General features: G+C 63.8%; 23 protein-coding genes. 21 read left to right on the plus strand and 2 right to left on the minus strand.

The window, feature by feature from the left end:
• Positions 1-81: 81 nt before the first annotated feature.
• A complete protein-coding gene (locus QTL98_RS09460) occupies positions 82-678 on the minus strand; it encodes an LOG family protein (protein WP_445681968.1) in 597 nt (198 codons plus the stop codon).
• Between the two features lie 261 nt (positions 679-939).
• On the opposite strand from QTL98_RS09460, the gene QTL98_RS09465 reads away from it, so the two are divergent.
• From QTL98_RS09465 to QTL98_RS09560, 20 genes are all read left to right on the plus strand, one after another.
• Positions 940-2175, plus strand: coding sequence for a LysM peptidoglycan-binding domain-containing protein (locus tag QTL98_RS09465; protein WP_445681969.1), 1236 nt, complete (start codon positions 940-942; stop codon positions 2173-2175).
• A 230-nt stretch (positions 2176-2405) separates the two neighbouring features.
• Entirely contained in the window at positions 2406-3104 is a 699-nt protein-coding gene (locus tag QTL98_RS09470; protein ID WP_510637561.1) for a phosphatidylserine decarboxylase, read from the plus strand.
• Positions 3104-3976 (plus strand): CDP-diacylglycerol--serine O-phosphatidyltransferase, encoded by an 873-nt coding sequence (pssA, locus tag QTL98_RS09475; RefSeq protein ID WP_445681971.1) that lies wholly within the window; start codon positions 3104-3106, stop codon positions 3974-3976. The genes QTL98_RS09470 and pssA overlap by 1 nt, the downstream gene beginning before the upstream one ends.
• A 240-nt stretch (positions 3977-4216) precedes the next feature.
• Entirely contained in the window at positions 4217-7822 is a 3606-nt protein-coding gene (locus tag QTL98_RS09480) for a hypothetical protein (RefSeq protein WP_445681972.1), read from the plus strand.
• Positions 7823-7910: 88 nt separating this feature from the next.
• Complete coding sequence (locus QTL98_RS09485) at positions 7911-8252, plus strand: hypothetical protein (protein WP_445681973.1); 342 nt, start codon at positions 7911-7913, stop codon at positions 8250-8252.
• 156 nt (positions 8253-8408) lie between these two features.
• Entirely contained in the window at positions 8409-8792 is a 384-nt protein-coding gene (gene rpoZ / locus QTL98_RS09490) for a DNA-directed RNA polymerase subunit omega (protein ID WP_445681974.1), read from the plus strand.
• 213 nt (positions 8793-9005) lie between these two features.
• Positions 9006-11186, plus strand: coding sequence for a RelA/SpoT family protein (locus tag QTL98_RS09495; RefSeq protein WP_445681975.1), 2181 nt, complete (start codon positions 9006-9008; stop codon positions 11184-11186).
• 195 nt (positions 11187-11381) lie between these two features.
• Complete coding sequence (locus QTL98_RS09500; RefSeq protein ID WP_445681976.1) at positions 11382-11960, plus strand: DUF2062 domain-containing protein; 579 nt, start codon at positions 11382-11384, stop codon at positions 11958-11960.
• A gap of 103 nt (positions 11961-12063) precedes the next feature.
• Positions 12064-12810, plus strand: a complete 747-nt coding sequence (locus QTL98_RS09505; RefSeq protein WP_445681977.1) for a pyridoxine 5'-phosphate synthase — start codon at positions 12064-12066, stop codon at positions 12808-12810.
• Positions 12811-12823: 13 nt separating this feature from the next.
• A complete protein-coding gene (gene acpS, locus QTL98_RS09510) occupies positions 12824-13222 on the plus strand; it encodes a holo-ACP synthase (RefSeq protein ID WP_445681978.1) in 399 nt (132 codons plus the stop codon).
• Between the two features lie 169 nt (positions 13223-13391).
• A complete protein-coding gene (lepB, locus tag QTL98_RS09515) occupies positions 13392-14144 on the plus strand; it encodes a signal peptidase I (RefSeq protein WP_445681979.1) in 753 nt (250 codons plus the stop codon).
• A gap of 91 nt (positions 14145-14235) precedes the next feature.
• Positions 14236-14958 (plus strand): ribonuclease III, encoded by a 723-nt coding sequence (gene rnc / locus QTL98_RS09520; protein ID WP_445681980.1) that lies wholly within the window; start codon positions 14236-14238, stop codon positions 14956-14958.
• Positions 14955-15875, plus strand: a complete 921-nt coding sequence (gene era / locus QTL98_RS09525; protein WP_445681981.1) for a GTPase Era — start codon at positions 14955-14957, stop codon at positions 15873-15875. The genes rnc and era overlap by 4 nt, the downstream gene beginning before the upstream one ends.
• A gap of 39 nt (positions 15876-15914) precedes the next feature.
• A complete protein-coding gene (recO, locus tag QTL98_RS09530; protein WP_445681982.1) occupies positions 15915-16649 on the plus strand; it encodes a DNA repair protein RecO in 735 nt (244 codons plus the stop codon).
• 220 nt (positions 16650-16869) lie between these two features.
• Positions 16870-17157: an endonuclease domain-containing protein gene (locus tag QTL98_RS09535; RefSeq protein ID WP_445681983.1), complete on the plus strand. Its 288-nt coding sequence runs from the start codon at positions 16870-16872 to the stop codon at positions 17155-17157.
• 251 nt (positions 17158-17408) lie between these two features.
• The gene (locus QTL98_RS09540) at positions 17409-18332 is read left to right on the plus strand and encodes an AEC family transporter (RefSeq protein ID WP_445681984.1); all 924 of its coding nucleotides are present in this window, start codon (positions 17409-17411) and stop codon (positions 18330-18332) included.
• A 119-nt stretch (positions 18333-18451) separates the two neighbouring features.
• The gene (locus QTL98_RS09545) at positions 18452-19087 is read left to right on the plus strand and encodes a peroxiredoxin (protein WP_445681985.1); all 636 of its coding nucleotides are present in this window, start codon (positions 18452-18454) and stop codon (positions 19085-19087) included.
• A gap of 184 nt (positions 19088-19271) precedes the next feature.
• Entirely contained in the window at positions 19272-20273 is a 1002-nt protein-coding gene (locus QTL98_RS09550; protein WP_445681986.1) for a hypothetical protein, read from the plus strand.
• A gap of 46 nt (positions 20274-20319) precedes the next feature.
• On the plus strand, positions 20320-21264 hold the full coding sequence (locus QTL98_RS09555) for a homoserine O-succinyltransferase (RefSeq protein WP_445681987.1): 945 nt from the start codon (positions 20320-20322) through the stop codon (positions 21262-21264).
• Between the two features lie 48 nt (positions 21265-21312).
• Positions 21313-22545 carry an adenylate/guanylate cyclase domain-containing protein gene (locus tag QTL98_RS09560; RefSeq protein WP_445681988.1) on the plus strand — a complete coding sequence of 411 codons (1233 nt, stop codon included), beginning with the start codon at positions 21313-21315 and terminating at the stop codon, positions 22543-22545.
• Between the two features lie 4 nt (positions 22546-22549).
• On the opposite strand, the gene QTL98_RS09565 is transcribed toward QTL98_RS09560, so the two are convergent.
• Positions 22550-23158: a flavin reductase family protein gene (locus QTL98_RS09565; RefSeq protein ID WP_445681989.1), complete on the minus strand. Its 609-nt coding sequence runs from the start codon at positions 23156-23158 to the stop codon at positions 22550-22552.
• Positions 23159-23272: 114 nt separating this feature from the next.
• On the opposite strand from QTL98_RS09565, the gene parC reads away from it, so the two are divergent.
• The gene (gene parC, locus QTL98_RS09570) at positions 23273-25507 is read left to right on the plus strand and encodes a DNA topoisomerase IV subunit A (RefSeq protein ID WP_445681990.1); all 2235 of its coding nucleotides are present in this window, start codon (positions 23273-23275) and stop codon (positions 25505-25507) included.
• Positions 25508-25555 lie beyond the last annotated feature (48 nt).

Genomic DNA, 25555 nt, shown 5'->3' on the forward strand with positions numbered 1-25555 from the left:
TACGTAATGGATTGGGGATAAAGGACGAAAGATGGCCGGGTTATAGCACCTGCCCGGAAAAGGGCAAATGCGACGCTGCCATCATACTGTGGCGCTATTCATCTTGGCCCGCGGATGTTCGATTTCACCCTGCGGACGCTCCAGAACGGCGACCAGATCCTCGGCGCTGGTGATGACATCGAACAGCGCTCGATGGCTCGGGCGGGCAAAATGCTGCTCGATGGTGTGGTCGATCATGGTGAGCAGCGGCTGGAAGAAGCCGTCGAGGTCCACGATGATCACCGGCTTGGGCAACTGGCCGAGCTGTTTCCAGGTCAGCACCTCGAACAGCTCGTCCATGGTGCCGAAACCGCCGGGCAGGATGATGAAGGCATCCGAGCGCTCCAGCATCTGCTTCTTGCGCACCATGAGGTCCGGCACGATCACCAGTTCCTCAAGGTCGGGATGGCCGACCTCGAGCGCCTGGAGATGTTCGGGAATGATGCCGATGACGCTGCCTTTGGCGCGCAGCGCGGCATTGGCAACCGTGCCCATCAGCCCGACATTGCCCCCGCCATAGACCAGCTGCAGCCCGGCCTCGGCAATCCGTGTGCCGATATCGGCTGCCAGATCGTGGTACCCGGCAGCAACGGTGCCCGAGGCGCCACAGAAAACGCATACCGACCTGATTATGCTCATTGGGGGCTCCCGGTTTGGTGCAACGCGGCATGGATGCCTCCGCCTTAAAGCAAAAAGCCGGGGAAAAAAAGTGGGAGCGGCAAAGGGGCCTCAACAGTGCCGGCTGGCGGTCAATCAGCGGATTTTGTCACCAATCGGAAGGAATGTTGGGCGATCTGACGGCATCCCTCTGGTGTGGCGAATTTTTTCCAGTTTATAGTTGCCGCCTGAAAGATGACGGGCCGCCACAGGGCCCGTCCACAAATAAGGGTGGCGCGGACCGTGAACCGACGTGTAGTGGGAGGCGTGCTCGCCGCCCTTTTGATTGCCATTTTGATTGGCCTTCTATTTTACCTGACGCGCCAGCCCGCCACCGAAACGGCAACGGCGCCGGCTCCGACAGGAACTGGCGAGACGAGCGCCGCTGGCACTGCCGCGCCGCCGACCGCTCCCAGCCCGTCGACCACCGGCGAGGTGCCGAAGGCCGCCGAGCCCGCGGCCCCTGCTGCACCGGCTCCCGCCGTCACGGCGGGCTCGGCCGCGCCGGCTGCACAGCCGGCCAGTCCGCCTGCCGCCGCTCCGGCCGAAACCCCGGCCAAGGCCGCCGAGACGGCGCAGCCGGCAGCCCCCAGCTTCGATGTTGTCCGCATCGATCCGCAGGGTAATGCCGTGATTGCCGGCAAGGCCGCACCCGGCGCCGAGGTTACGGTGATGCTCGGCGACAAGCCGCTCGGCAAGGTGACCGCTGACAACCATGGCGAATGGGTATTTGTGCCGACCGAGCCGCTGAAACCCGGCGAGCAGGTTGTCGGGCTCCAGGCCAAGGGCGCCGACGGGCAGGATGTGCGCTCCAAGGATGTCGTGGTGCTGGCCGTGCCGGAGCCGGGCAAGAACCTCGCTGGCACCGAAGGTGGCGACACCAAGCCGCTCGCCCTGCTGGTGCCGCGCGAGGGCGGTGCCTCCGTGCCGTTGCAGACGCCGGATGTTGCGCCGGTTGCCCCGGCCGCTCAAACGCCGGCCGCCCCCGCTGCGCCTGCGGCGGCAGAGCCGGCGGCACCGGCCGGCAAGGGTAATGTCTCCGTCGATGTCGTCGACTATGACAACAAGGGCGATGTGATCATCGGCGGCAGCGGCGCGCCGGGTGCCTCGGTCAATGTCTATCTGCAAAACCAGTTTGCCGGACAGGCGCCGGTGGATGACAAGGGCCGCTGGAGCCTGACGCCGGACCAGCCGGTCAAGCCCGGCCGCTACCAGCTGCGCGTGGACGAACTGGGCGCTGACGGCAAGGTGACCCAGCGCGTAGAGATTCCCTTCACCCGCGCCGCGCCGGAAGAGCTGGCCGCTGCCGGTCCGGACCATGTAACGGTCCAGCCGGGCAACAGCCTGTGGCGCATCTCGCGCCGCATCTACGGCAAGGGCATCCAGTATACGGATATCTACGAAGCCAACCGCGGCCAGATCCGCGATCCGGACCTTATCTATCCGGGTCAGGTCTTTGCCGTGCCGCAGAAACCCTGAGGTTTTTAATGCTGCAGGGCATTGCCGCCCCCTGATCATGGCGCTCAAGCCTTAACAGGGGGCGGCCGCCTCGGTTATAGTCGCCGGCTCCGGCCGGGGCCCGTCTTTTTCCAAGGGGGAGGGAGCGGGGTGGCTGTGAGGGTGGGGTGCCGGCTGTCCGCAGCAGGATACCGACCATATTAATGCCTGATGGACCGCGGTTATTGATGCCAATCCGCGTGCCGTCCTTGTTGGGAGCAAAGGTCATAGACCGTATTCTCGTGCCCATTCATCGTGCGGGCTGGCCCTTCATCGCCATCTTTGCGGTGATAACCCTGTTCTTCTTCACGCTGGCCACGCCGCTTGGCTGGCTGGGCGTGTTGCTCACTGTCTGGTGTGTCTATTTCTTCCGCGATCCCGCCCGTGTCACGCCGCAGCGCAAGGGGCTGATCATCAGCCCGGCCGACGGTGTGGTGCAGCGTATCCAGAAGGTGCCACCGCCGCCGGAACTGGGGATCGGCGATGCGCCGATGACACGCGTCAGCGTTTTCATGAATGTCTTCAACGTGCATGTGAACCGCGCGCCGGTGGAAGGCGAGTTGGTGCGCACGGCTTATCATGAAGGCAAGTTCTTCAATGCCTCGCTCGACAAGGCCAGCATCCATAACGAGCGCCTGTCGCTCCTGATGCGCACCGATGACGGTGTGGAAATCGCCTTCGTGCAGATTGCCGGCCTCGTTGCCCGCCGCATCGTGCGGCTGGCGCAGGATGGCGTGCGTCTCAAGGCTGGCGAGCGCTTCGGCCTCATCCGCTTCGGCAGCCGTGTCGACGTCTATCTGCCCGAAGGGGTGGAGCCGCTGGTGTGCGAAGGCCAGGTGACGCTGGCGGGCGAAACCGTGCTGGCCGATCTTGCCGGCACCGAGCCGGCGCGTCTGGGCGAGGTGCGCTGATGGTTGGCGAGCGCGCCGGGCGGCGCGGGCGGCGGCGGGGAGTTCCCCGGCGCCGGCTCGAGCGGCTCAAGGGCATCTCGGTCGCCAATCTCATCCCTAACATGCTGACGGTGATGGCCTTGTGCGCGGGCCTGACCGCCATCCGTTTTTCGCTGGTGGACCGGTATCACGAAGCTGTGTTGTTCGTGCTGCTGGCCGCATTGTTCGACGGGCTGGACGGGCGGCTTGCCCGGCTGCTCAAGAGCACGAGCAAGCTGGGCGCCGAACTCGACAGTCTTGCCGATCTCGTGAGCTTCGGCGTGGCGCCGGCACTTATCCTCTACCACTGGGCCATGCAGGATGCCGGGCAAATAGGTTGGCTCGTCATGCTGCTGGTGCCGGTCTGCGCGGCGCTGCGCCTTGCGCGTTTCAATGTGATGATGGGAGCGAGCGACCTGCCGCCCTACGCCTACAATTATTTCGTCGGCGTCCCGGCTCCGGCGGCGGCGGGCATCGTGCTTTTGCCGCTGATGGCCAGCTTCGATCTCGACGGGGAGTGGATTTCCTCTCCCTGGCTGATCGGGTTCTGGGCGCTGATGGTGAGCGGTCTCATGGTCTCCACCGTGCCGACCTTCTCGCTGAAGCGTATGCGCGTGCCGCAGAAATCCGTGTTCTTCGTGCTCATCGGCATGGCGATCCTGGTGACGCTTTTGCTGACGCGGACCTGGAGCACGCTGACGGCGGTGGGCCTGCTGTACCTCTGCTCCATCCCGGTCAGCGTGTGGCGTTACAACCTCCTGAAGGCTGAAGCCGAGCGGCTGCAGGCCGAGCAGCCGGCCGCAGACGCGGCATCAGGCGAGGCTGCCGGCGGCGAGGCCCAGGGCACCCCTTGACGGACGCTGTCACCGCTGAAGCCCACAAGGCGACGGCGGATAAAAAGCTGTAGATGCCGGGCCCTGGTGCCCGGCATTTGCTTTTGCGGATGGTTTGGCGCCGATGCGGCTGGAAACATACCGCGAATCAAGCTATTGATAGCGATCTCTCACGCATTTTCTCAGGGGGGCGTCCATTAGAGGCGCCAAGCCTGGGGTTCAATTCCGGACGCTGGCCGGGGACGGGCCAAAGGGGGCGGCATGGCGGTGCAGGGGACGGACCGGGCGGCAACGCCGACGGTAGGCGGTGGCTCTGACGATACACGGGGCACGGTGGTGGATATCACCAGCTCCTCCCAGCCGGTACCGCCGGCCTCGGGCGGGCTCTGGCGCCGCGTTGTCCTTTTTGTTGCCCTGGCGCTGACGGCGATCTGGATCGGCTTTATGGGCCGCTATCTCGACCAGTCGATCGGCTGGCGTAACCTTGGCGGTCTGCTGCCTCACGAAATCGGGCTCTTCCTCGCCGGCGTGCTGTCCCCGGTCGCGCTGCTATGGGCGGCCATGGCCTACATCCAGCGCGGGCTCGATGTGCGGGCCTATACCAGTGAGCTCAAGAGCCAACTGGCGCTGCTGACACTGCCGAGCGAAGCCGGCGCCGCGCGTACCGATCGTATCGTGCGCACTCTCAAGGTGCAGGCCGAGCAGATGAGCGCGGCGGCCGAAGGGGTGACGAGCCGTGTGGAAGCGGCGCGCAGCGCCATCCGCGATGAAACCGACCAGCTTGACCGTATCGCCTCCAGCGCTGCTGAGCGGGGCAAGCAGGTTGCCGATACGCTCGCCGACCGCGTGCAGGCGCTCGAAAAGATGCTGGCCGCGCTTGAAGGCCGCTCCCGCGCCATGGAAACAGCAGCCGAAGCCCAGCTTGCCGCGCTGCGCACCGTCAGTGAAACCGCCGAAGCGCGGGTGCGCTCTATCGCAACCAGCCTTGGCGACGGGGTGAGCGGGCTGGAGCAGGTTGTCTCCGGGGCCGGCAGCCGGCTTGATAGTGCCGCCGGCGGCCTTTCCGACCGCATGGAGCGTTTCAGCAATGCGGCGGAGCGTTCCGGCGGGCGGCTTGCCGACCTTGCCGACGAGTTCGACAGCCGTATTGAGAGTTTTGCCGGGACCTCCGACAAGGCGATGTCTCGCGCCTCCGTTATCTCCGACAATCTGCTCGGCCATATCGAGCGCCTTGGCGGCATCAGCCAGGATGTGCTCGACCAGCTGGGCGAGATGGGCACCAGCGTGGAAAGCCGCATCGACGGGCTGCGCACGCTGACCGATGAGGTTGAGCGCCGCACCCGGGCCATTTCCGGCTCGCTCGACCGCCAGATCGGCGATCTGGGCGACCGTGCCGATGCGGTGGAAGCGGCAGGCCGAGAGGCCGGCGAGATGCTGGATGCGCGCACCCGCGCCCTGCTGACCGTTGCCGACCAGCTTGACCAGCGTGGCAAGATTGCCGAAGGCGCCATGGGTCGGGCCAGCGAACTGGTCCGCGCCGCTGTCGAGAAATCCGGCGGTGTAGTTGACGGTGCCGGCCAGCGGCTTGAAGAAGCTGCCCGCCGCATCGTGGAAGCGGGGCAGAGCGGAGCGGAGGCGGTTACCAGCGCTACGGCCGGGCTCAACGCTGCCAGCGGGCTTGCTTCCGAAAGTGCCGCTGCCGCTTCCGAGCGCTTGACGGTTGCCGGGGAGACGCTGTCGCGCGGCGTTACTGCCATGGTCACCGCCGCCGATCAGGCGGTGGAGCGGGCCCGCGGTGTCGGTGCCAGCCTTGAAGAGCAGGGCCACGGGCTCGGCACCTCGGCGGCGCAGGTGCTGGAGCAGATCGAGGGTGTTTCGGCCCTGCTGCAAAGTGTCGTCACCTCGCTTTCAGCTACCAGCGCCACGGCTGAAGAGCGGGCGCAGGCTCTCGAGCGTACGCTCTCGCAGCGCATGTCCGATCTCAACACTGCCGCCGAGCGTGTGAGCCAGCAGGCAGGTTCCATCCGCACTGACCTGCAGCAGGGGGCGCATTCCATCGCCCAGCTGGCTGGTGAAGTATCCACCCAGGCCGAGCGCATCAACGACACGCTGCGCGACCGGCGCGAGGGGCTGGACCTTTCCGTGCGCGGTGCAGTGTCTGCCCTTGGCGACGCGGAAAATGCCCTTACCCGGGCAACCGAGACCGTCAACACCACCTCCGGCCGCTCGCAGGGTGCCCTTGCCGAAGCCGAGCGGGCGATGCGGGCGCGTGGCGAGGCGCTGGAGCGCCTTTCGGTCTCGCTTGGCGAACATTTCAAGCAGCTGGACCGCGAGATCGTGCAGCGCACGGAAACGGTGGAAGAGGTTGGTACCCGCGTCCAGGGCGTCATCTCCGGCATCGGCAGCGAGATCGAGCGCCGGCAGGAAGCGGTGGTTGGCATTACCGAAACCGCGACCGGTCATCTCGTCAGCGCCACCGAAGGGCTGGAGCAGGCCGGCGAGCGGCTTGACCATGTGGTGGATCGCGGCCGCGAGCGGCTGACGCTGATGATCGAGGAACTGACCGGCCATCTGGCCGCGCTGCAGGGCCAGACCGGCGAGACGGTCGAGGTGATGCGCGGGGCGGGCGGCCAGGTGCAGGACCAGACGACGAGCCTTGCCGAAGCGGTGCTGACCGCCTCCGGCCAGCTCAAGGACATTTCCAACAATCTCAGCCGCCAGTCCGCCGACATCGCCATTGCCTCCGACCAGGCCTTCATGCGGGTGGAGACGGTGCGGCAGGCGCTGGAGCAGCAGACGCAGGATCTGGCCGCTTCCACCGGCACTGCCGCCATGCAGGTGCGCCGGGCCGGCGATGCCTTCGAGGAACGTGCCAAGGCGCTTTCCGAAACCTCTGCCAACGTCACCCAGCTGCTGCTGGAGCAGGCAACGCAAACGCGCGAACAGACCGACATGCTGGCCAGCGGCGGCGAAGCCGCCCGCGACCGCCTGCTGGAAGCCGGAGAGGCGCTCATTGGCGGTACCCGTCAGCTGAGCGGCGCTGCCGACCAGACGGCGCTGCGCCTTGCCGATGCGCAGGCTGACCTTTCCAGCCATGTCGGCCGGCTTGCCGCCCGCGTGGACGATGTTGTTGCGCGGCTTGAAAGTGCCGCCGCCTCGCTGCGCGGCCAGATCGAGGCTGCGAGCCAGCGTGTCAATGATGGCACTGGCCGCCTTGGCGAAAGTGCCGAGGCGCTCTCCGCCCAGACGCGCCTGCTGGGCGATCGTGCCCGCTCGGTGGCCGAACTGCTCGACGAAACTGGCCAGCGCCTGCGCCTCAGCGGCGACGGGCTTTCTGCTGCCGCAGCCGATGCCGACGAGCGTGCCCGTCAGGCCGGCGCCGTCTTCGAGCGGCAATCGCAGACGCTGCTCACCGCCGCGGAAAAGGCGCTGGAGCAGGCAAGGGCGGTGCAGGCGGTGGAAACTCATTCCCGCCGCGATGCCTTCCTCAACTCCGCCAAGTTCGTGGTGGAGTCCCTGCATGCGCTGGCTGTCGATTTCAGCCGCATGCTCGACCACGACATTCCCGAAAAGGTGTGGAAGAGCTTCCACCGCGGCGACACCTCGGTCTTTACCCGCCGTGTGCTGACGCTGCGCGACCGCTTCCCGGCCGACCGCATCCGCGCCAAGTTCGAGCAGGATGCCGAGTTCCGCGCCTATGTGCTGCGTTATGTGCGCCAGTTCGAGGAACTGTTCGACCAGGCAACGGAGGCCGACAACAGCGACCTGCTGAGCTCGGTCTTCATGACCTCGGATGTCGGCAAGCTCTATATCCTACTGTGCGACAGCATCGGTCGTCGCCGCGAGCGGCAGGTGGATTTCAGCTAGTTGATATAGTGCCAGCCTCTGGGGGCGAACGAGAGTGAGATTGTGTTTTTGAAGGTGCGTGGACAGTAATAAAGAGGCACTGATCATTATGAGGCTTGTTGTGCCAAAGGTGCTAATAGGCGCCATTTTGGCAATATCTGCGGCGGGTTTACTGAGTGGTTGTTACTGGATTTACGGCGGGCAAGCCGACAAGGTTGTTTTAATGTCCCGTGCTGACGGCGTAAAAACGTTCTGTGATTCAGGCGTTTATGCGTCTGGCGGCCTCTTTAGTGGTGAGGCGGACGCTATGCGAATATTAAATGCGTGCATTCTGGCCTGTCGCAAGCACGGCTTTTCTGAGGACGGAGGTCCGAGACAGATCGACGAAGCCGAAAGCATTTTAGAGCCGGAAGAAGGGTGGGCCAACACTCCTTCGGCGTGCCAAGGTTGAGCCCGAATTTGTAACTGAGTTTGGGCAAGGACGGGAGGTCAGGCAAGCCTGGCCTTGCTTTCGCGGGACCCAGGCTTTATACGGGGCGACCTGCATTGAAATTGGTGCCGCTCCGGCGCCCGTTTGTCCACGTGTGACGACTGCCAAGGAGGCCACATGGCCCGCGTAACCGTTGAAGATTGCGTCGAGAAGGTGCCGAACCGCTTCGACCTCGTGATGATGGCGGCCCAGCGCGCCCGCGAGATCAACGCCGGCTCGCATCTGACCGTCGAGCGCGACAACGACAAGAACCCGGTCATCGCCCTGCGCGAGATCGCTGACGAGACCGTCAGCCTCGAGAACCTGCGCGGCTCGCTGATGCGCGGCCAGCACAAGCACATCTTCGCCGATGACGACGAGACGTATGAGCTCGGCGCCAGCGAAATGCGCGAGGCCCAGGCCAAGGTCGACCTCTCCGTGGCCGCCGGCGGCTTCGAGGATGTCTCTGCCGAGGATCTGGCCATGGAAGAGAATCTGGAAGGCGGCGAAGACGCCGAGTAAGGCGCGCTTCCAACCTTGCGGTCAGGCATTCAAGGGCACCGTTGCGACAAGCAACGGTGCCCTTAATGTTTTGGCGTAGTGCTTTGTTGGTATTTTGTGGCCTTAACAACACTCTCGGGCAATGCCATATGAATGATGTGGCCCGAGTCCCCGTTCGCGGTATAGGCTCGGTCTCTTCCACCAACCTCCTTTGAGTCGGTGCGGCCGGACTGAATGATTCGCCAATACGAGCTTGTCGAGCGGGTGAAGGCCTATGATCCGGGCGCCGATGGCGCTCTTCTGGACAAGGCCTATGTCTATGCCATGAAGATGCATGGCTCCCAGACCCGGGCCAATGGCGACCCCTATTTTTCGCATCCACTTGAAGTCGCAGGCATTCTGACCGAGCTGCGGCTCGATGCCGCTTCCATCGTCACCGCGCTGCTGCACGATACCGTCGAGGATACGCCGGCAACGCTGGAGGATATCGGCAAGCAGTTCGGCCCCGAGATCATGCGGCTCGTCGACGGCGTCACCAAGCTGACGCGTCTTGAGCTGCAGAGCGAGCAGAGCAAGCAGGCAGAAAACTTCCGCAAGCTGGTGGTGGCGATGTCGGAAGACATCCGCGTGCTGCTGGTGAAGCTCGCCGACCGCATGCACAACATGCGCACGCTCCACTTCATTCCGAAGGAAGAGAAGCGCAAGCGCATCGCCCGCGAGACGCTGGATATCTACGCCCCGCTGGCCGACCGCATCGGCCTTGCACGGGTAAAGGACGAGTTGCAGGGGCTCGCTTTCGCGGAGCTTCAGCCTGAGGCTTATGAATCCATCAATCTGCGCCTTGCCCAGCTGCGTGAGCAGGGCGAGGGGACCGTCGACGGCATCATCGCCGGCCTTGGCCGCCACATGAAGGAGGCGGGCATCAATGCCCGCATCTCCGGTCGCGAAAAGTCGCCCTATTCGATCTGGTCGAAGATGCAGAAGAAGGACATCGCCTTCGAGCAGCTCTCCGACATCATGGCCTTCCGCGTCCAGGTCGATACCGTCGAGCAGTGTTACCAGGCGCTCGGCGTGATCCACTCGCACTACCGGGTCGTTCCCGGCCGCTTCAAGGACTATATCTCCACCCCCAAGCCCAACGGCTACCGCTCCATCCATACCGGGGTGCTGGGGCCAAGCGGCGGGCGCGTGGAAATCCAGATCCGCACCCCCGACATGCAGCAGGTCGCCGAAATGGGCGTTGCTGCCCATTGGGCCTACAAGCAGGGCGGGGACGAGAGCGAGCGCATGCATGACGGCCGCCAGTATCGCTGGCTGCGCCAATTGCTGGAGATCGTGGAAAACGCGCAGCGGCCGGAAGAATTCCTCGAACACACCAAGCTTGAGCTGTTCCAGGACCAGGTCTTCTGCTTCACCCCCAAGGGCGATCTTATCAGCCTGCCGCACGGGGCAACGCCGCTCGATTTCGCCTATGCCGTGCACAGCCAGATCGGCGACACCTTCGTCGGCGCGCGGGTGAATGGTCGCCTCGTGCCGATGCGCACCGCGCTCAAGAATGGCGACCAGGTGGAAATCTCCACCTCCAAGAACTCGACGCCCAAGCCGGAATGGGAACGCATCGTCGTTACCGGCAAGGCGCGCGCCCGCATTCGCCGCTTTATCCGCAACCAGCAGCGCACCGAATATATCCAGCTCGGCCGCAAGATGCTGGACGGGGTGTTCAAGGCCGAGGGCAACTACGAAGTCTCTGAAAAGATCCTCGAGCCGGTGGTACGCCACTTCAATATCGGCTCGGTGGAAGATCTGGTCGTCTCGGTCGGCTCGGGCAACATCTCGGCCAAGGAAGTGTTCCACACCGCCTTCCCGGCCCATATCAGTGCCGAGCAGCAGCAGGCGCTGGCCGACCAGAAAGTCATCGCCCTCAAGCAGAACCGCCCGGCACGCCCGGCCAACGGCAAGGGCAACCCGATCCCCATCAAGGGGCTCATCTCCGGCCTTGCCGTGCATTACGCCCGCTGTTGCCATCCCATTCCGGGTGACCGCATCGTCGGCCTCGTGACCACCGGCAAGGGCGTCACTATCCACACCATCGATTGCGAGACGCTCAGCAACTATGCCGACGAACCGGAGCGGTGGCTGGACGTGGCGTGGGACAATGCAGATGCCGGCGAACCGGTGGCCGGCCGCGTCCATATCTTCCTTGTCAATTCGCCGGGCAGCCTCGGGGCGCTCTCGACCGTTGTCGGCAAGAATGGCGGCAACATCTCCAATCTCAAGATCATCAGCCGGGGGGCTGACTTCTTCGAGATGCTGATTGATATCGACGTGCACGATATCCGCCACCTCAACAACATCATCGCCGCGCTGCGGGCAACGCCGGTGGTGAACATGGTGGAGCGGGCCCGCACTGGCTGAGGCCGCTTTTTTCGGGAGGGACGCGACAGTCTGTTGCAACCGGCGGGCTTGCGCTCGCCGGTGCTATGGTCTTTATCGGTTAATCCGGCCGGCCTTGTTTTCTTGAGGGCCGGGCCGCCCGGTTTGAAAAAGATATCTGCCCCCTTTGAAGCCTTGGCAGAGGAGGAGGGCGGAGCGAAGGAGAGACGCCGCTTAATGTTGTTTCGCCGCCGAACCCCCCTGACGCCGCGGCAGCGCCTCAGATCCTGGCTGTGGCCGTCGATGCCGCTCGGCCGGGTGGGGCAGTACTACAACTTCCGCGTCCGCCGTCTGCCGGGCAGCAGTTATAGCATTGCCGTTGGTTTTGCTTCCGGCGTTGCCGTGTCGCTCACGCCCTGTTTTGGCGGGCACATCATTCTGGCGCTCGCCTTCACCTGGCTTTTGCGCGGCAGCTATCTGGCGGCGATGCTGGGCACGCTGGTGGGCAATCCCTGGGTCACGCCGCCCATCCTCTTCTTTGACTATTATCTCGGATGCCACCTGCTGGGCATACCGCTGTTGCAGGTGAAGCTGCATCACCTGAGCGTCGGCTACATCATGCATCACTTCTCGGAGATCCTTCTTCCGATGCTGGCGGGCGGGCTCGTCTTCGGTGTCCTCGGCGGGCTTGCGACCTTCGGGCTGGTCTATCTGATGGTCGGCACCTATCGGCGCAAGCGCATCGACCGGCTGGCCGCGCGCCGGCAGGAGACGGGCAACCAGCAAGGTGCCGACGGGCATCACGAAGTCGCCTGAACCCGCATTTTCCAAAGAGATATCCCGTGCATTGACAAAGGCGGCGCAAGCCTGCCCTGATCGCACCTTCCCTCTTTTCCGACTGCAAGCGGACCCGTGCCAGATGACTGCTCCCAAACTGCGCCTTGGCGTCAATATCGACCATGTGGCCACTATCCGGAACGCCCGGGGCGGTGCCCATCCCGATCCGGTGCGGGCGGCGCATATGGCCGAGAAGGCGGGGGCAGACGGCATCACGGCGCATCTGCGTGAGGACCGGCGCCATATTTCCGATGCCGATATCGAGCGGCTGTCGAAGGAAATCTCGCTGCCGCTCAATCTTGAGATGGCGGCGACCGACGAGATGCTGGCGATCGCCCTCAAGCACGAGCCGCATGCGGCCTGCATCGTGCCGGAGCGGCGCGAGGAGCGCACGACCGAGGGCGGGCTCGATGCTGCAGGGCAGATGAAGCTGCTGACGCCGCTGGTTGGCAAGCTGGGCGATGCCGGCATCCGCGTCTCGCTCTTCATCGCACCGGAACGCGCGCAGCTGGATGCCGCGCTGGCGCTGAAGGCGCCGGTGGTGGAACTGCACACGGGGGCCTATTGCGATGCCGAGGATGCCACGCACCGCCTGATGGAACTCAACCGGCTGACCGATGCCGCCAAATATGGCGCCTCGCTCGGGCTCGAGGTGCATGCCGGCCATGGCCTCAGCTACGACACCGTCGGCCCGGTGGCGGCGCTTGATGAAATCCGCGAGCTCAATATCGGCCATTTCCTCATCGGCGAAGCGATCTTCGTCGGGCTTGAGGAGAGCATCCGCCTGATGCGCGCCGCCATGGACAAGGCCCGGGCGATCGCCGCCTGAGGGGAGGGACGCGATGATCCTTGGCATCGGTAACGACATTCTCGACATCCGCCGCATCGAGAAGACGATGGAGAAGTTCGGCGAGCGGTTCCTGTCGCGCACCTTTACCGAGGTGGAGCGCGCCAAGGCTGGCCGCCGGGTCAACCCGTCCTACACCTATGCCAAGCGTTTTTGCGCCAAGGAGGCCTGCTCCAAGGCGCTCGGTACCGGGTTTCGCCAGGGCGTCTTCATGCGGGATATGGGCGTCGTCAACCTGCCGAGCGGGCAGCCGACGATGAAGCTTACCGGCGGTGCGGCGAGGCGGCTTGCCGAGATGACACCGCCGGGCATGGTTGCCTTTGTCCATGTGACCCTGACGGACGATTATCCCTGGGCCGAGGCGCAGGTGATCATCGAAGCACGCCCGGCCTGAAGCCGATTGCATCAAGGGGTAGTCAGGCCACAGCAGGCGGCAAAATAAGGCAGCGGGGCGGGCAGCGCGCTTATGCCTCTTTTGGCGGGTGGCGATGGCTGCTATAGAGCGCCATGGATCGCCCCGGGCGGGCGCTTCCAGGAGCAATAAGGACAGGAACGTGAGGGACATGTCCGTGGCAAGTGGCAAGCAGCAAAGCGGTATCGGTTCGTTCATCGACATGATCCGTACCGTCTTCATCGCGGTTCTGATCGCGTTGCTTTTCCGCTGGTTTGCTTTTGAGCCGTTCAACATTCCCTCGGGCTCGATGATCCCCACGCTGCTGGTGGGCGACTACCTGTTCGTGTCGAAATTCTCCTACGGCTATTCCAAATACTCCGCCCCGCTCGGTTTCCTCGATGCCGAAGGGCGCCTGTTCGGCGACCTGCCGGAGCGTGGCGACGTGGTGGTGTTCAAGACGCCGGAAGATAACAGCACCGATTTCATCAAGCGTGTGATCGGCCTGCCGGGCGACCATATCCAGATGCGCGGCGGCCGCCTGTTCATCAATGGCGAGCGTGTCGAGCGCGAGCGGATCGAGGATTTCGCCTATCAGGAAGGCAACCGCACCCGCTTCGTGCCGCAATATATCGAGACGCTGCCGAACGGACGCCGGCACACCATTATCGAAGTGGGCGGCGATACCGCGCCCTATGCTGACGATACGCACGAATACACCGTGCCCGAAGGCCATCTCTTCATGATGGGTGACAACCGCGACAACTCGAACGACAGCCGTTTCAGCGTCGGTTATGTGCCGGTTGCCAACGTGCTGGGCCGGGCAGAGCGGCTGTTCTTCTCGCTCGACGGGGCAAGCTTCCTCGAATTCTGGAAGTGGCCGTTTGCCATCCGTTTCAGCCGCATCGGCGACAAGATAGACTAAGACCTCAAACGGTCATCTGCCGGCCTCCGTGCCGGATGGTGGCCGACCCCCGGCCCGGCTCATCGGGCCGGGCAGCGGGACAAGAGTGTTAATGCCGGAGCACGATCTGAAGCGCCTGATGGCGCTTCTCGACCATGAATTCGCCGATCAGACGCTGATCCGGCGCGCCATCACCCATCCGAGCCTGGTAGGCGGGCGGCGCGATGCGGCGCGCCAGAGCTATCAGCGGCTGGAGTTTCTGGGCGACCGTGTGCTGGGGCTGGTCGTGGCCGACATGCTGCTCAGGACCTATCCCGACGACAGCGAAGGCGATATCGCCAAGCGCCATGCCGGCCTCGTGCGGGCGGAGATGCTGGCCGAGGTGGCCGCCACGCTCGGTATCGGGGATTATCTGCGCCTATCGACGGGTGAGATCGAGTCCGGCGGGCGGCGCAACCCGGCGATCCTGGCGGATGCCTGCGAAGCCATTATCGGCGCGCTTTATGTCGACGCCGGGCTGCCCAAGGCCCGGCTCTTTATCGAGAAATACTGGAAGGCGGCGGTTGCCGCGGTGACCGCGCCGCCGCGCGAGCCGAAGACCGCGCTGCAGGAATGGGCACAGGCCCGGGCGTTGCCGCTGCCGGAATACCGGATGGTGGACCGCACCGGCCCGGCGCATAATCCGCTTTTCGTCATCGAGGTGACGGTGCTGGGCCATGAGCCGGTGACGGCAAGCGCCTCCAGCAAGCGGGCGGCGGAAAAGGAAGCGGCGCTGGAACTTCTGCGCTGCGTGGAAGCCGGTGATGATGCGGACAAGGGAGCCGCTGCAAAATGACAGAGACTGAAAAGGCCGGTGAAGTGACACGCTGCGGCTTCGTTGCCCTGCTGGGCGCCCCTAATGCGGGCAAGTCGACGCTGCTCAACCGGCTGGTCGGCTCCAAGATCTCCATCGTGACCCCGAAGGTGCAGACGACGCGCAGCCGCGTGCTCGGCATCCTGATGCACGATCACTCGCAGATCATCTTCGTGGATACGCCCGGCCTCTTCAAACCCAAGAAGCGGCTGGAGCGCGCCATGGTCGCCGCCGCCTGGGGCGGGGCGCAGGATGCCGACATGTCGGTGCTGGTGGTCGATGTCTCGCGCAAGGATCCGATGGACGACAATGCGGACATCATCGACGCGTTGAAGGCGCAGGGACGCCCGGTGATCCTCGCGCTCAACAAGATCGACCTGATGGACCGCGAGAAGCTGCTGAAACTCTCCGAGAGTTTCTGGGCGACAGGTGTTTTCTCGGATGTGTTCATGATCTCGGCCCACAAGGGTCACGGCGTGCCGCATCTGGCGGAGTTCCTGGCCGGCAAGGTGCCGCAAGGCCCTTATCTTTACGACGAGGACCAGCTCTCCGACATGCCGATGCGGCTCATCGCCGCCGAGGTGACGCGCGAGAAGCTGTTTCTCAACATGCATGACGAGCTGCCCTACAGCCTGACGGTCGAGACCGAGAGCTGGGAAGACAAGGGCGAGCGCGGCATCCGCATCGAGCAGACGATCTACGTGCAGCGCGAAGGCCAGCGCAAGATCGTGCTGGGCGAGGGCGGGCAGGCCATCCGCAAGATCGGCACCCAGGCGCGCGCCGAACTGACCAACATGATGGAGCGGCCGGTGCATCTCTTCCTGTTCGTCAAGGTCCGTGAGGACTGGCAGGACGACAAGGAGCGTTACGCTCCCTGGGGCCTCGACTGGGGGGCATGACCGGCTTGACCGGCCCCGGCGGCAGATAGGCCCACCCCCATGGAGTGGACGGATGACGGCATCGTGCTGGCGACCCGCCCTTATGGCGAGGGCAAGGCTGTCGTCAGCCTGCTGACACAAAATGGCGGCCGCCATTCCGGGCTCATCCATGGCCGCTCCCGCCTTGGCGGCGCGGTGGAGCCCGGCACGCTGGTGAGGGCCACCTGGCGGGCCCGGCTTTCGGAACAGCTCGGCACTTTTGCGCTGGAAGCGCTGGCACCTTCGCCGGCGGTGCTGCTGCTCGACGATGCGCTGAGGCTTGGCCTGATCGCCAGCCTCTGTGCCGTTACCGATGCCGCCCTGCCGGAGCGCGAGCCGCACAAACCGCTCTTTGATGCCACGCAGGCCATGCTGGCGGTGCTGGACGCGCCACCGGAAGTCTGGGCGCCGGCCTATGTACGCTGGGAGGTTGGCCTGCTGGGAGAACTCGGCTTCGGCCTCGACCTCGACCGCTGCGCGGCAACCGGCGTCAATGACGGGCTGGCCTATGTTTCCCCGCGCACCGGCCGGGCGGTGTCCGCTTCTGCCGGCGAGCCTTACCGCGAGCGCATGCTGGTGCTGCCGCCTTTCCTGATCGGTCAGGGGCTCGGCAGCCTTGCCGAGGTGCTGGACGGGCTGACGCTCACCGGCCATTTCCTCGAACGCGTGGTGTTCCACGCCCTTCACAAGCCGGTGCCTGCAGCCCGCGAGCGTCTTATCACCCGGCTGGCAGCGGCGTTTACGCCTGCGGCCTGAATCCTTCCCTACTTGTGGGGAAGGTGCTGCGAAGCAGCGGATGGGGGTAATGAGGAAAGGTTAGTCTGAGGCCTCAGCTTCGCGGCTCCCTCATTACCCCCTCCGGCCCTGCGGGCCACCTCCCCGAGTTGGGGAGGATTGAAATGGGCGAGGATGTTGCCTTAATTTTCTCTCCATGGTTTCGGAAATCACCCGGCGGTCGAGGTCGCTGCGCTCCGGTATGACGAATGCCGAGCAAGCGCTATGGCTGCGCTTGAAAGGGCGGCAATTGCTGGGGTTCAAGGTTCGTCGGCAGCTGCCTATTGGACCTTACATTGCTGATTTCTGCATCCCGGCTGCACATCTGATCATCGAATCTGACGGCGGTCAGCATACGGCCGAGGCGGATGCGCGCCGGACGATCTATCTCGAAAGCCAGGGCTGGCGGGTGCTGCGGTTCTGGAACAACGACACCCTCAGCAATATCGATGGTGTGCTGGCCGAGATAACGAGGGCGCTGAAGCCCTGAAACTTTCATCCTTCCCTGCTTGCGGGGAAGGTACTGCGAAGCAGCGGATGGGGGTAATGAGGTGAGGTTGGTTTGAGGCCTCTGCTTTCTGGCTCACTCATTACCCCCTCCGGGCCTGCGGGCCACCTCCCCAAGAGGGGAGGATTGTCTTGCGAGACCTGCCTGCATAACAGGTCAGGATTGCTGTCCATCTCCTTGTTGTGCCCGGGAACGGCTGCCACAGTGGCGGCTGTTTCGCCGGAGCCTTTTTCATGTCTACGCTGCTGACCGTCATCCTGCCCTTCTTCGCACTCATCCTGTGCGGCTGGATCGGGGCGCGGCGCAATCTGGTGTCGGCGGCGGGGATTACCGGGCTCAATGGCTTCGTCTACTGGTTTGCCCTGCCGGCGATGTTGTTTCTGGGGCTTTACAGCCAGCCCATCGATGCGCTGTTCCAGCCGCGTTATGTGCTGGCCTATGCGCTGGTGGGCGTGGTGCCGTTCCTCGCCATTCTCACGCTGGCGCGCGGCAGCCTGGCCGAGCTTTCCATGCAGGCGCTCGCCTCCGTTTATTCCAACACCGGCTATATGGGCATTCCGCTGCTGGTGGCGCTCCTGGGGCGGGAGGCGACGGGACCGGCGGTGCTGATCGTGGTGGCGGACCTTGTGGTTTCGGTGCCAGCCACCATCGCGCTTATGGAAGTGACACGCGGGGATGCCGGCAGCCCGCTCGCGGCTTTGCGGCAGGTGGCGCGCGGCTTCATCGGTAGCCCGCTGCTGTGGTCCATTGTGCTTGGTTTTGCCGCCTCTGCCGTCCAGTTGCGGCTGCCGGTGGCGGTGGACAGTTTCCTGCATCTGATCGGCAGCGGGGCGGGGCCGGTGGCCCTGTTTGCTATTGGCGGCTCGCTCGCCGGCCGTTCGCTCAATGCCGGGTTGCCGCGGGCCGTTTCCATCACCATCATCAAGCTTGCCGTGCACCCGCTGATGATGGCGGCCTGTTTTATGGCACTTTTTCATTTCGGGCCGGTTGCCACCAAGGCGGCCATCCTGGCTGCGGCGCTGCCGACGGCCGGCACGGTGTTCGTTCTGGCGCAGCAATATGCTACGCCTACGCCTTGGATTTCTTCCGCGATCCTGCTCTCGACCCTGGCCGGGGTGGTAACCTTCTCGGCCTCGGTGTGGATGCTCGGCGTTTAAGGCATAAAGAACTATTATTTAGTGTTAAAAATATCCTTTGACGCCGAAAAAATCTTGTTCGAGAGTGTGATTAATCACCTCACAATCGTGCCACCACGCGTATAACAGGGAGAGTTTTTATGTCTTTGCGTCTCGGCGATACCGCCCCGGATTTTGAAGTCGACACCACCGACGGCAAGCTCAAGTTCCATGACTGGCTGGGTTCCAGCTGGGGCATCCTGTTTTCCCATCCCAAGGATTTCACCCCGGTCTGCACCACCGAGCTCGGCCGCGTTGCCAAGCTGAAGCCGGAATTTGACAAGCGCGGCGTCAAGGTGATCGGCCTTTCTGTCGATCCGATCGAGGACCACCATGCCTGGGTCGGCGACATCAAGGACACCCAGGGCGTGGCGCTCAACTTCCCGCTGATCGCCGACCCGGACCGTGCCGTGGCAACCGCCTATGACATGATCCACCCAAATGCCAGCGAGACGGTGACCGTGCGCTCGGTCTTCGTGATCGGCCCGGACAAGAAGGTGAAGCTGACGCTGACCTACCCGGCCTCCACCGGCCGCAATTTCGACGAGCTGCTGCGCATCGTCGACAGCCTGCAGCTGACCGCCAAGCACAAGCTGGCGACCCCGGCTGACTGGAAGAAGGGTGACGAGGTCATCATCGTTCCGTCGGTGAAGGATGAAGAAGCCAAAACCCTGTTCCCGGAAGGCTGGCGCGCCGAGAAGCCCTATCTGCGCTATGTGAAAGCGCCGCAGGGCTGATCAGAGGGTTCCAGCGGAGCCTTCCCGGTTCCCAAGGCCTTGATAACGCGCTGCCGGCCCGTCCGGCGGCGCGTTTTTATTTGCTGTTACGAGGGGGCTGCCGGCTGCTAAACCAGCCTTGAGCATACCCGTTGCCCCGACCATCGCCCCGACTTTACCTCCCGAACGAGTGATAGTGGCCGAGATGAGTGCTGAGTTTTCCACCCCCCGCGATGCGTTCCGCCAGCTGCCGCAGGCGCTGACGCTGCTTGGCATGTCCGGCGTCGGCAAGACGACGCTCGCCACCAAGCTGAGGCGCGAGGATAACTGGTTTCACTACTCGGCGGACTACCGCATCGGCACGCGTTACCTGGCCGAGCCGATCCTCGATAACATCAAGCGCAAGATCATCGAGAAGGACCATTTCACGGCGCGGCTCCTGAAGTCGGACAGCATCTATATCGGCACCAACATCACCGTCGACAATCTGGAGCCGGTCACCACCTTCCTTGGCATGTACGGCAATGGCGAGGATGAGCTGACCCTCAGCGAGTTCAAGCGCCGCCAGTTCCTCTACGGGCGCGGCGAATGCTGGTCGATGCGCGATGTGCCGGAGTTTCTCGACAAGGCGCGCTCGATCTATGGCTGCCGCCATTTCGTCAATGATGCTTCCGGCTCGCTGTGCGAGATCGAGGATCTTTATGGCCGCGTGAACGAGCCGGGCGCCGTTCCGATGTTCGAGCTTTTGACGCGCGACACGCTGCTGGTCTATTTCGAGCTGTCGGACGATCTGCGCCGCACCATCATCCAGCGCGCCCGCGATTATCCCAAGCCGCTCTATTATTACCCGCCCTTCCTGGAAGGAAAGGTCAGGGGCCTGCCGGACGACGCCGACCGGCCGGCCGCCGAGATCGTGCGCGACTGGGTGGGCGACCTCATCGAAAGCCGGGCCGAGCGGTACCGGGACATTGCCGACAAATGGGGCGTCGCCATTCCCGCCGACCGGTTGTGGCAGGCGATGGACGAGGTGGAAAGCGAACAGCTGCGCGAAGCTGCCAGCGGCCGCAAGTTCGGCCTGTTGACCCCGAAGCTGCTCGACCTCATCTATGATGCCGTTCGCAGTGAAGCCGAACGCCGGCCTTATAAGAAAGATCTGTTCGAGAAGTACCTGAAGTCGGCCGGTCAGGCCGCAGCCAGAATGGGTTGAGGCCGCTACCCTGACCGATGCCGGAAATTCCTGAGGTTTAGAGAAAATGCCGATCAAGATCCCTGACAATCTGCCTGCCCGTGCCGTTCTGGAGCGCGAGGGCATTGTCATGATGACGGAGGCGCAAGCCGTCCGGCAGGACATCCGCCCGATCCGGATCGCCATCCTCAACCTCATGCCGCTCAAGATTGCCACGGAAACCCAACTGACGCGCCTCTTGGGCGCTTCGCCGCTGCAGGTGGAAGTGACGCTGCTGGCAACGGCCAGCTATACGCCGCGCAACACCTCGGCCGAGCACATGGCTGCCTTCTACCGGTCGTGGGAGGAGGTGCGCCAGCAGCGCTTCGACGGGCTGATCGTCACCGGCGCACCGGTGGAGACGCTGGAATATGAAGACGTCGCCTACTGGGCCGAGCTGAAGGATATCTTCAACTGGGCGCGGGAGAACGTCTACAGCCGCTTCTTCATTTGCTGGGGCGCGCAGGCGGCGCTTTACCATTATTTCGGCGTGCCCAAGCACCCGCTGCCGCAAAAGGCCTTCGGCATCTATCCGCATGAGGTGCTGGATGCGGCAAGCCCGCTGCTGCGCGGTTTTGACGATGTGGTGCCGGTCCCGGTAAGCCGTCACACCGAAGTCCGGCGCGCCGATATCGAGCGGGTTCCGGGGCTGCAGATCCTCGTTGAGTCCGAAGAAACCGGCGTGTGCGTGGTGCGTGACCTCAAGTCAGGCGACCATTTCAACTTCAACCATCTGGAATATGATTGCGACACGCTGGCGCTGGAATATCGGCGGGATGTTGCAGAGGGCAAGGCCATCGAGCTGCCGCATGATTATTTCCCCTCGGACGACCCGGCGAAAAACCCGCGTAACCGGTGGCGCAGCCATGCTTTCCTCATGTTCCAGAACTGGCTGAACGAGGTTTATCAGGGCACGCCCTATGACCTCTCCGATCTCGCCGATCCGGCGGGGGAGCGCTGGGAAGCCGGCTGAGGGCGGCCTTTTGCCCTCGGATGCAATGACGGCAAGGGAGATTGTCTGGTGGGTGAGCTTGGTAACGTTGCCTGCGAGATAAACCGGGAACTCGCCCGCAGGGGCCTGACGGCCAAGGGCGTGCAGCCGATGGTCGACTTCCTTGCCGAGCGTCTGGTGAAGGCCGGAGTGCCGCTCCTGCGCCTGAACATCACGCATGAGCGCCTGCGCTCCGACATCATGGTCAGCGACTATGGCTGGTGGCGGGGCGGGGAGCGCAACATTAGTGTCGACTGGGCGCGGGTGATGCCGCAGGAGGACGAGCTCGCTTCCTATCCCTTCTACCATATGTATCTGGAAAAGCTGGAAGAGTGGCGCGTCGACCTGACGGACCGGCGCATGCATAACCGCTTTCCGCTCTTCGGGGCGCTCAATGAGCTGGGCTGCACCGACTACATGGCCTTTACCGTGCTTTATGTGCCGAAGATGTTCGGCAAGGACGATGATGAAGGCGGCATCAACAGCTTCCACATCTCCTATGTCGCCGACCGCGAAGGCGGGATGAGCGACAGCGATATCGAACTCTTGCGGGCGGTAACGCCGAGCTTTGGGCTCGCGGTAAAGGCAGTGATTCTGGCGGACAGTCTGGAGAGCGTGGCGCTGACCTATCTCGGGACCCATGCCGGCAGCCGCGTGCTCAAGGGCCAGATTGGTCATGGCGACAAGGTGGACCTTGAAGCCGTCATCTGGTTTTCAGACCTGCGCGCTTCCACGCGCTGGGCGCAGAGCCTTTCTCCGGACGGGTTCCTGGCGCTGCTCAACGATTATTTCGCCGCCACTTCCGGCGCCGTGATCGATGGCGGCGGACAGATCCTGCGTTACTACGGGGACGCCACGCTGGCGATCTTTCCCATCGGCGAAGGGGAGGATGCCCGCGGCGCTGTGGCCCGGGCGCTGGCCGCGGTACGCGAGGCGGATCGCCGTGTGGCTGCGCTCAACCGCAAGCGCCACGACAAGGGCGATGAGCCGGTGGGGTACGGCATCGGCCTGCATGTCGGCGAGATGATCTACGGCAATATCGGCGTGCCGCAGCGTCAGGATTTCACCATCATCGGCACTGCCGCCAATCTTGCCTCCCGCGTGGAAGGCCAGTGCAAGCGCCTGTCACGGCGAGTAGTGGTGACCGGCGCCGTGGCCGCACTCAATGACGGCCCGTGGGAAAATCTCGGCCCGCATCAGCTGGACGGGGTGGCGGAGCCGGTGCCGCTCTTTGCGCCCGGCTGGTCTCTCGCCACTCATTGAAGCTTCAAAGTGTCGGCCGGATCATCTCGAAGAGAGAGCTGACCTCCGCATAGTCTCCCCGATAGCCGCAGCGGGCGATGGGGCGGGCGGCGGCGGTGTCGAACTGGCCGTCCTTGAGATAGGCGGGGTCGATATGCACGCCCACCACCTGGCCGAGCACCAGATGGTTGTGCAGCTCCTTGCCCGCCAGATCCTTGAGACGGATGACCTGAAGCACCTTGCATTCAAGCGCCGCAGGGGTCTCCCCGACGCGCGGCGCGCTGACGTTGCGGCACGGCGCCCTGGTCAGGCCGGCAAGCTCGAACTCATCCACCCCTTCGGGCACCGGCTTGGAGCTCATGTTCATCGCTTCCGCCAGCGGGGCGGTGGCGAGATTGGCCACGAACTCGCCAGTCGCGATGGCGTTGGCAGCGCTGTGCTTGAAGCCCTCGCTGGAGAAGCCGACGATGGGCGGGTTGCCGGCAAAGGCACCGAAGAAGCTATAGGGGGCGAGGTTCGGCCGCCCCTCCGCATCGATTGTCGATATCCAGCCAATGGGGCGCGGCGCGACGATGGCCTTGAAGGGGTCGTGCGGCAGGCCGTGACCTTCGGCGGGATTGTAGAAATAGCTCATCTGGCAGGCTCCGGCGGGCGGCGAGAACGGGATATTAGGCTGGAAGGGATTTCCTTTCCACGACGTGTAGCGTAGCCACTGGACGGTCACCCCACATCTGGTATTTTGCCTTCCATGAGTGACGCGACTGCACCCGGCCCCGCAAACGATATCATCGACCATCCGCTCTCCACGGCGCTGAGCGAGCGATATCTCTCCTATGCCCTTTCAACCATCGTGGCACGTTCGCTGCCCGATGTGCGTGACGGGCTGAAGCCGGTGCACCGGCGCCTCCTGTTCGCCATGAGCCAGCTGCGTCTCAACCCCGACCAGATGCCGAAGAAATCGGCCCGTGTGGTCGGTGACGTCATCGGTAAGTATCACCCGCATGGTGATGCCTCCGTCTATGACGCACTGGTGCGTCTGGCGCAGGACTTTGCCGTGCGTTACCCGCTGGTCGACGGCCAGGGCAATTTCGGCAATATCGACGGCGATAGCGCCGCGGCGATGCGATACACCGAAGCGCGTCTTACGGCTGTTGCCATCGCGCTGCTCGACGGTATCGACGAAAACGCCGTCGATTTCCGCGAGACCTATGATGGCGAGCAGGAAGAGCCGATCGTTCTTCCCGCCGCGTTCCCCAATCTGCTCGCCAACGGTTCCTCCGGTATCGCCGTCGGCATGGCGACGAACATCCCGCCGCATAATGTAGGCGAGCTGTGCGATGCCATGCAGCATCTCATCGACCATCCGGATGCCTCAGTCGATGAGATTATTGCCTATGTGCCGGGCCCGGATTTTCCGACCGGTGGCATTCTGGTGGAAGATGCAGAGACCGTCCTGCATGCCTACCGCACCGGCCGCGGTTCCATGCGCGTGCGCGCCCGCTGGGAGCAGGAGAAGCTGGGGCAGGGTACCTGGCAGATCGTTGTTACCGAGATCCCGTACCAGGTGCAGAAGTCGCGCCTGATCGAGCGCGTGGCCGAACTGCTATCGCAGAAGAAGCTGCCGCTGCTTGACGACGTGATGGATGAATCGGCCGAGGACATTCGCGTCGTCTTCGTGCCCAAGAGCCGAAACGTCGATCCGCAAGTGCTGATGGAGCAGCTCTTCCGCCATACCGAGCTGGAAGTACGCTTCAGCCTCAACATGAACGTGCTGAATGGCGGGCAGATACCGCAGGTGATGGACCTCAAGGAGGTGCTGCGGGCCTTCCTTGATCATCGCCATGAGGTACTGGTTCGCCGGTCGCGCTTCCGCCTCGACAAGATCGAGCACCGGCTGGAAATCCTCGGCGGCCTGTTGATTGCCTATCTAAATCTCGACGAGGTGATCCGCATCATCCGCGAGGAGGATGAGCCCAAGGAAGAGCTCATCAAGGCCTTCACGCTGACTGAAATCCAGGCCGACGCCATCCTCAACATGCGCCTGCGTAATTTGCGCAAGCTGGAAGAGATGGAGATCCGCCGCGAGAACGACGAGTTGAACCGCCAGCGCGCCGATCTCATCGACCTTCTGAGCGACGAAGCCCGCCGCTGGCGCAAGCTGAGTGACGAGGTGGACGAGACGCGGCGCCTGTTCGGCAAGGATACCGAACTTGGCCGCCGCCGCACCGAAGTTGCCTCCGCACCGGCCGCCATTGCGGTGCCGGTGGAAGCGCTCATCGAGCGTGAGCCAGTGACGATTGTGCTCTCCAGGAAAGGCTGGGTGCGCGCGCTCAAGGGCCATATCAGCGATGCGCAGGACGTGAAGTACAAGGATGGCGACGGCGAGGAGTTCGTGCTCCAGGCCGAGACTACCGACAAGATCCTGCTCTTTGCCGACAATGGCCGCTTCTACACGCTGGGCGCGGACAAGCTGCCGGGCGGGCGTGGTTTCGGCGAGCCGATCCGTTTGCTGGTCGATCTGCCCAACGATGTCGAAATCATCGCCATGATGCCCTATCGCGAGGAGCAGGAACTGCTGCTGGTGAGCGATGGCGGGCGAGGCTTCCGCGTCAAGGCGGGTGAAGTGTTTGCGCAGACCCGGTCCGGCAAGCAGGTGCTTAACCTTGGCACCGGCAGCAAGGCGGTGCGCTGCATGGTGATCAGCGGCGACCATATCGCCCTTCTGGGCGGAGAGCGTAAGCTGCTGGTCTTCCCGGTCGACGAGGTGCCGGTGATGGCCAAGGGCCAGGGCGTCATCCTGCAGAAGTATCGCGAAGGCGGCTTTATGGATGTCACCAGCTTCAATTTCGAGGGCGGGCTCAGCTGGAAGCTCGGCGAGCGTACCCGCACTGAAGCCGATATGCGGCCCTGGCTCGGCCGGCGCGGCCATGTGGGCCGTACGCCGCCCTTCGGCTTCCCGACGACGAACCGCTTTACCAAATAAGCGATCCTCTCAGGCGATAACAAAACGGCCCTTCGCAAGAAGGGCCGT

The organism is Radicibacter daui (assembly GCA_030657355.1).
GTDB lineage: Bacteria > Pseudomonadota > Alphaproteobacteria > Radicibacterales > Radicibacteraceae > Radicibacter > Radicibacter daui.

Bases quoted from the DNA above. Each gene is read 5' to 3' on its own strand.
- rnc (WP_445681980.1), top strand. From the start codon at position 14,236: ATGCCGGAGCACGATCTGAAGCGCCTGATGGCGCTTCTCGACCATGAA.
- QTL98_RS09565 (WP_445681989.1), bottom strand. From the start codon at position 23,158: ATGAGCTATTTCTACAATCCCGCCGAAGGTCACGGCCTGCCGCACGAC.
- QTL98_RS09545 (WP_445681985.1), top strand. From the start codon at position 18,452: ATGTCTTTGCGTCTCGGCGATACCGCCCCGGATTTTGAAGTCGACACC.
- QTL98_RS09485 (WP_445681973.1), top strand. From the start codon at position 7,911: ATGAGGCTTGTTGTGCCAAAGGTGCTAATAGGCGCCATTTTGGCAATA.
- QTL98_RS09555 (WP_445681987.1), top strand. From the start codon at position 20,320: ATGCCGATCAAGATCCCTGACAATCTGCCTGCCCGTGCCGTTCTGGAG.
- lepB (WP_445681979.1), top strand. From the start codon at position 13,392: ATGTCCGTGGCAAGTGGCAAGCAGCAAAGCGGTATCGGTTCGTTCATC.
- QTL98_RS09535 (WP_445681983.1), top strand. From the start codon at position 16,870: ATGACGAATGCCGAGCAAGCGCTATGGCTGCGCTTGAAAGGGCGGCAA.
- era (WP_445681981.1), top strand. From the start codon at position 14,955: ATGACAGAGACTGAAAAGGCCGGTGAAGTGACACGCTGCGGCTTCGTT.
- acpS (WP_445681978.1), top strand. From the start codon at position 12,824: ATGATCCTTGGCATCGGTAACGACATTCTCGACATCCGCCGCATCGAG.
- QTL98_RS09460 (WP_445681968.1), bottom strand. From the start codon at position 678: ATGAGCATAATCAGGTCGGTATGCGTTTTCTGTGGCGCCTCGGGCACC.
- pssA (WP_445681971.1), top strand. From the start codon at position 3,104: ATGGTTGGCGAGCGCGCCGGGCGGCGCGGGCGGCGGCGGGGAGTTCCC.
- QTL98_RS09495 (WP_445681975.1), top strand. From the start codon at position 9,006: ATGATTCGCCAATACGAGCTTGTCGAGCGGGTGAAGGCCTATGATCCG.
- QTL98_RS09480 (WP_445681972.1), top strand. From the start codon at position 4,217: ATGGCGGTGCAGGGGACGGACCGGGCGGCAACGCCGACGGTAGGCGGT.
- rpoZ (WP_445681974.1), top strand. From the start codon at position 8,409: ATGGCCCGCGTAACCGTTGAAGATTGCGTCGAGAAGGTGCCGAACCGC.
- QTL98_RS09550 (WP_445681986.1), top strand. From the start codon at position 19,272: ATGAGTGCTGAGTTTTCCACCCCCCGCGATGCGTTCCGCCAGCTGCCG.
- QTL98_RS09505 (WP_445681977.1), top strand. From the start codon at position 12,064: ATGACTGCTCCCAAACTGCGCCTTGGCGTCAATATCGACCATGTGGCC.
- QTL98_RS09500 (WP_445681976.1), top strand. From the start codon at position 11,382: ATGTTGTTTCGCCGCCGAACCCCCCTGACGCCGCGGCAGCGCCTCAGA.
- parC (WP_445681990.1), top strand. From the start codon at position 23,273: ATGAGTGACGCGACTGCACCCGGCCCCGCAAACGATATCATCGACCAT.
- QTL98_RS09540 (WP_445681984.1), top strand. From the start codon at position 17,409: ATGTCTACGCTGCTGACCGTCATCCTGCCCTTCTTCGCACTCATCCTG.
- recO (WP_445681982.1), top strand. From the start codon at position 15,915: ATGGAGTGGACGGATGACGGCATCGTGCTGGCGACCCGCCCTTATGGC.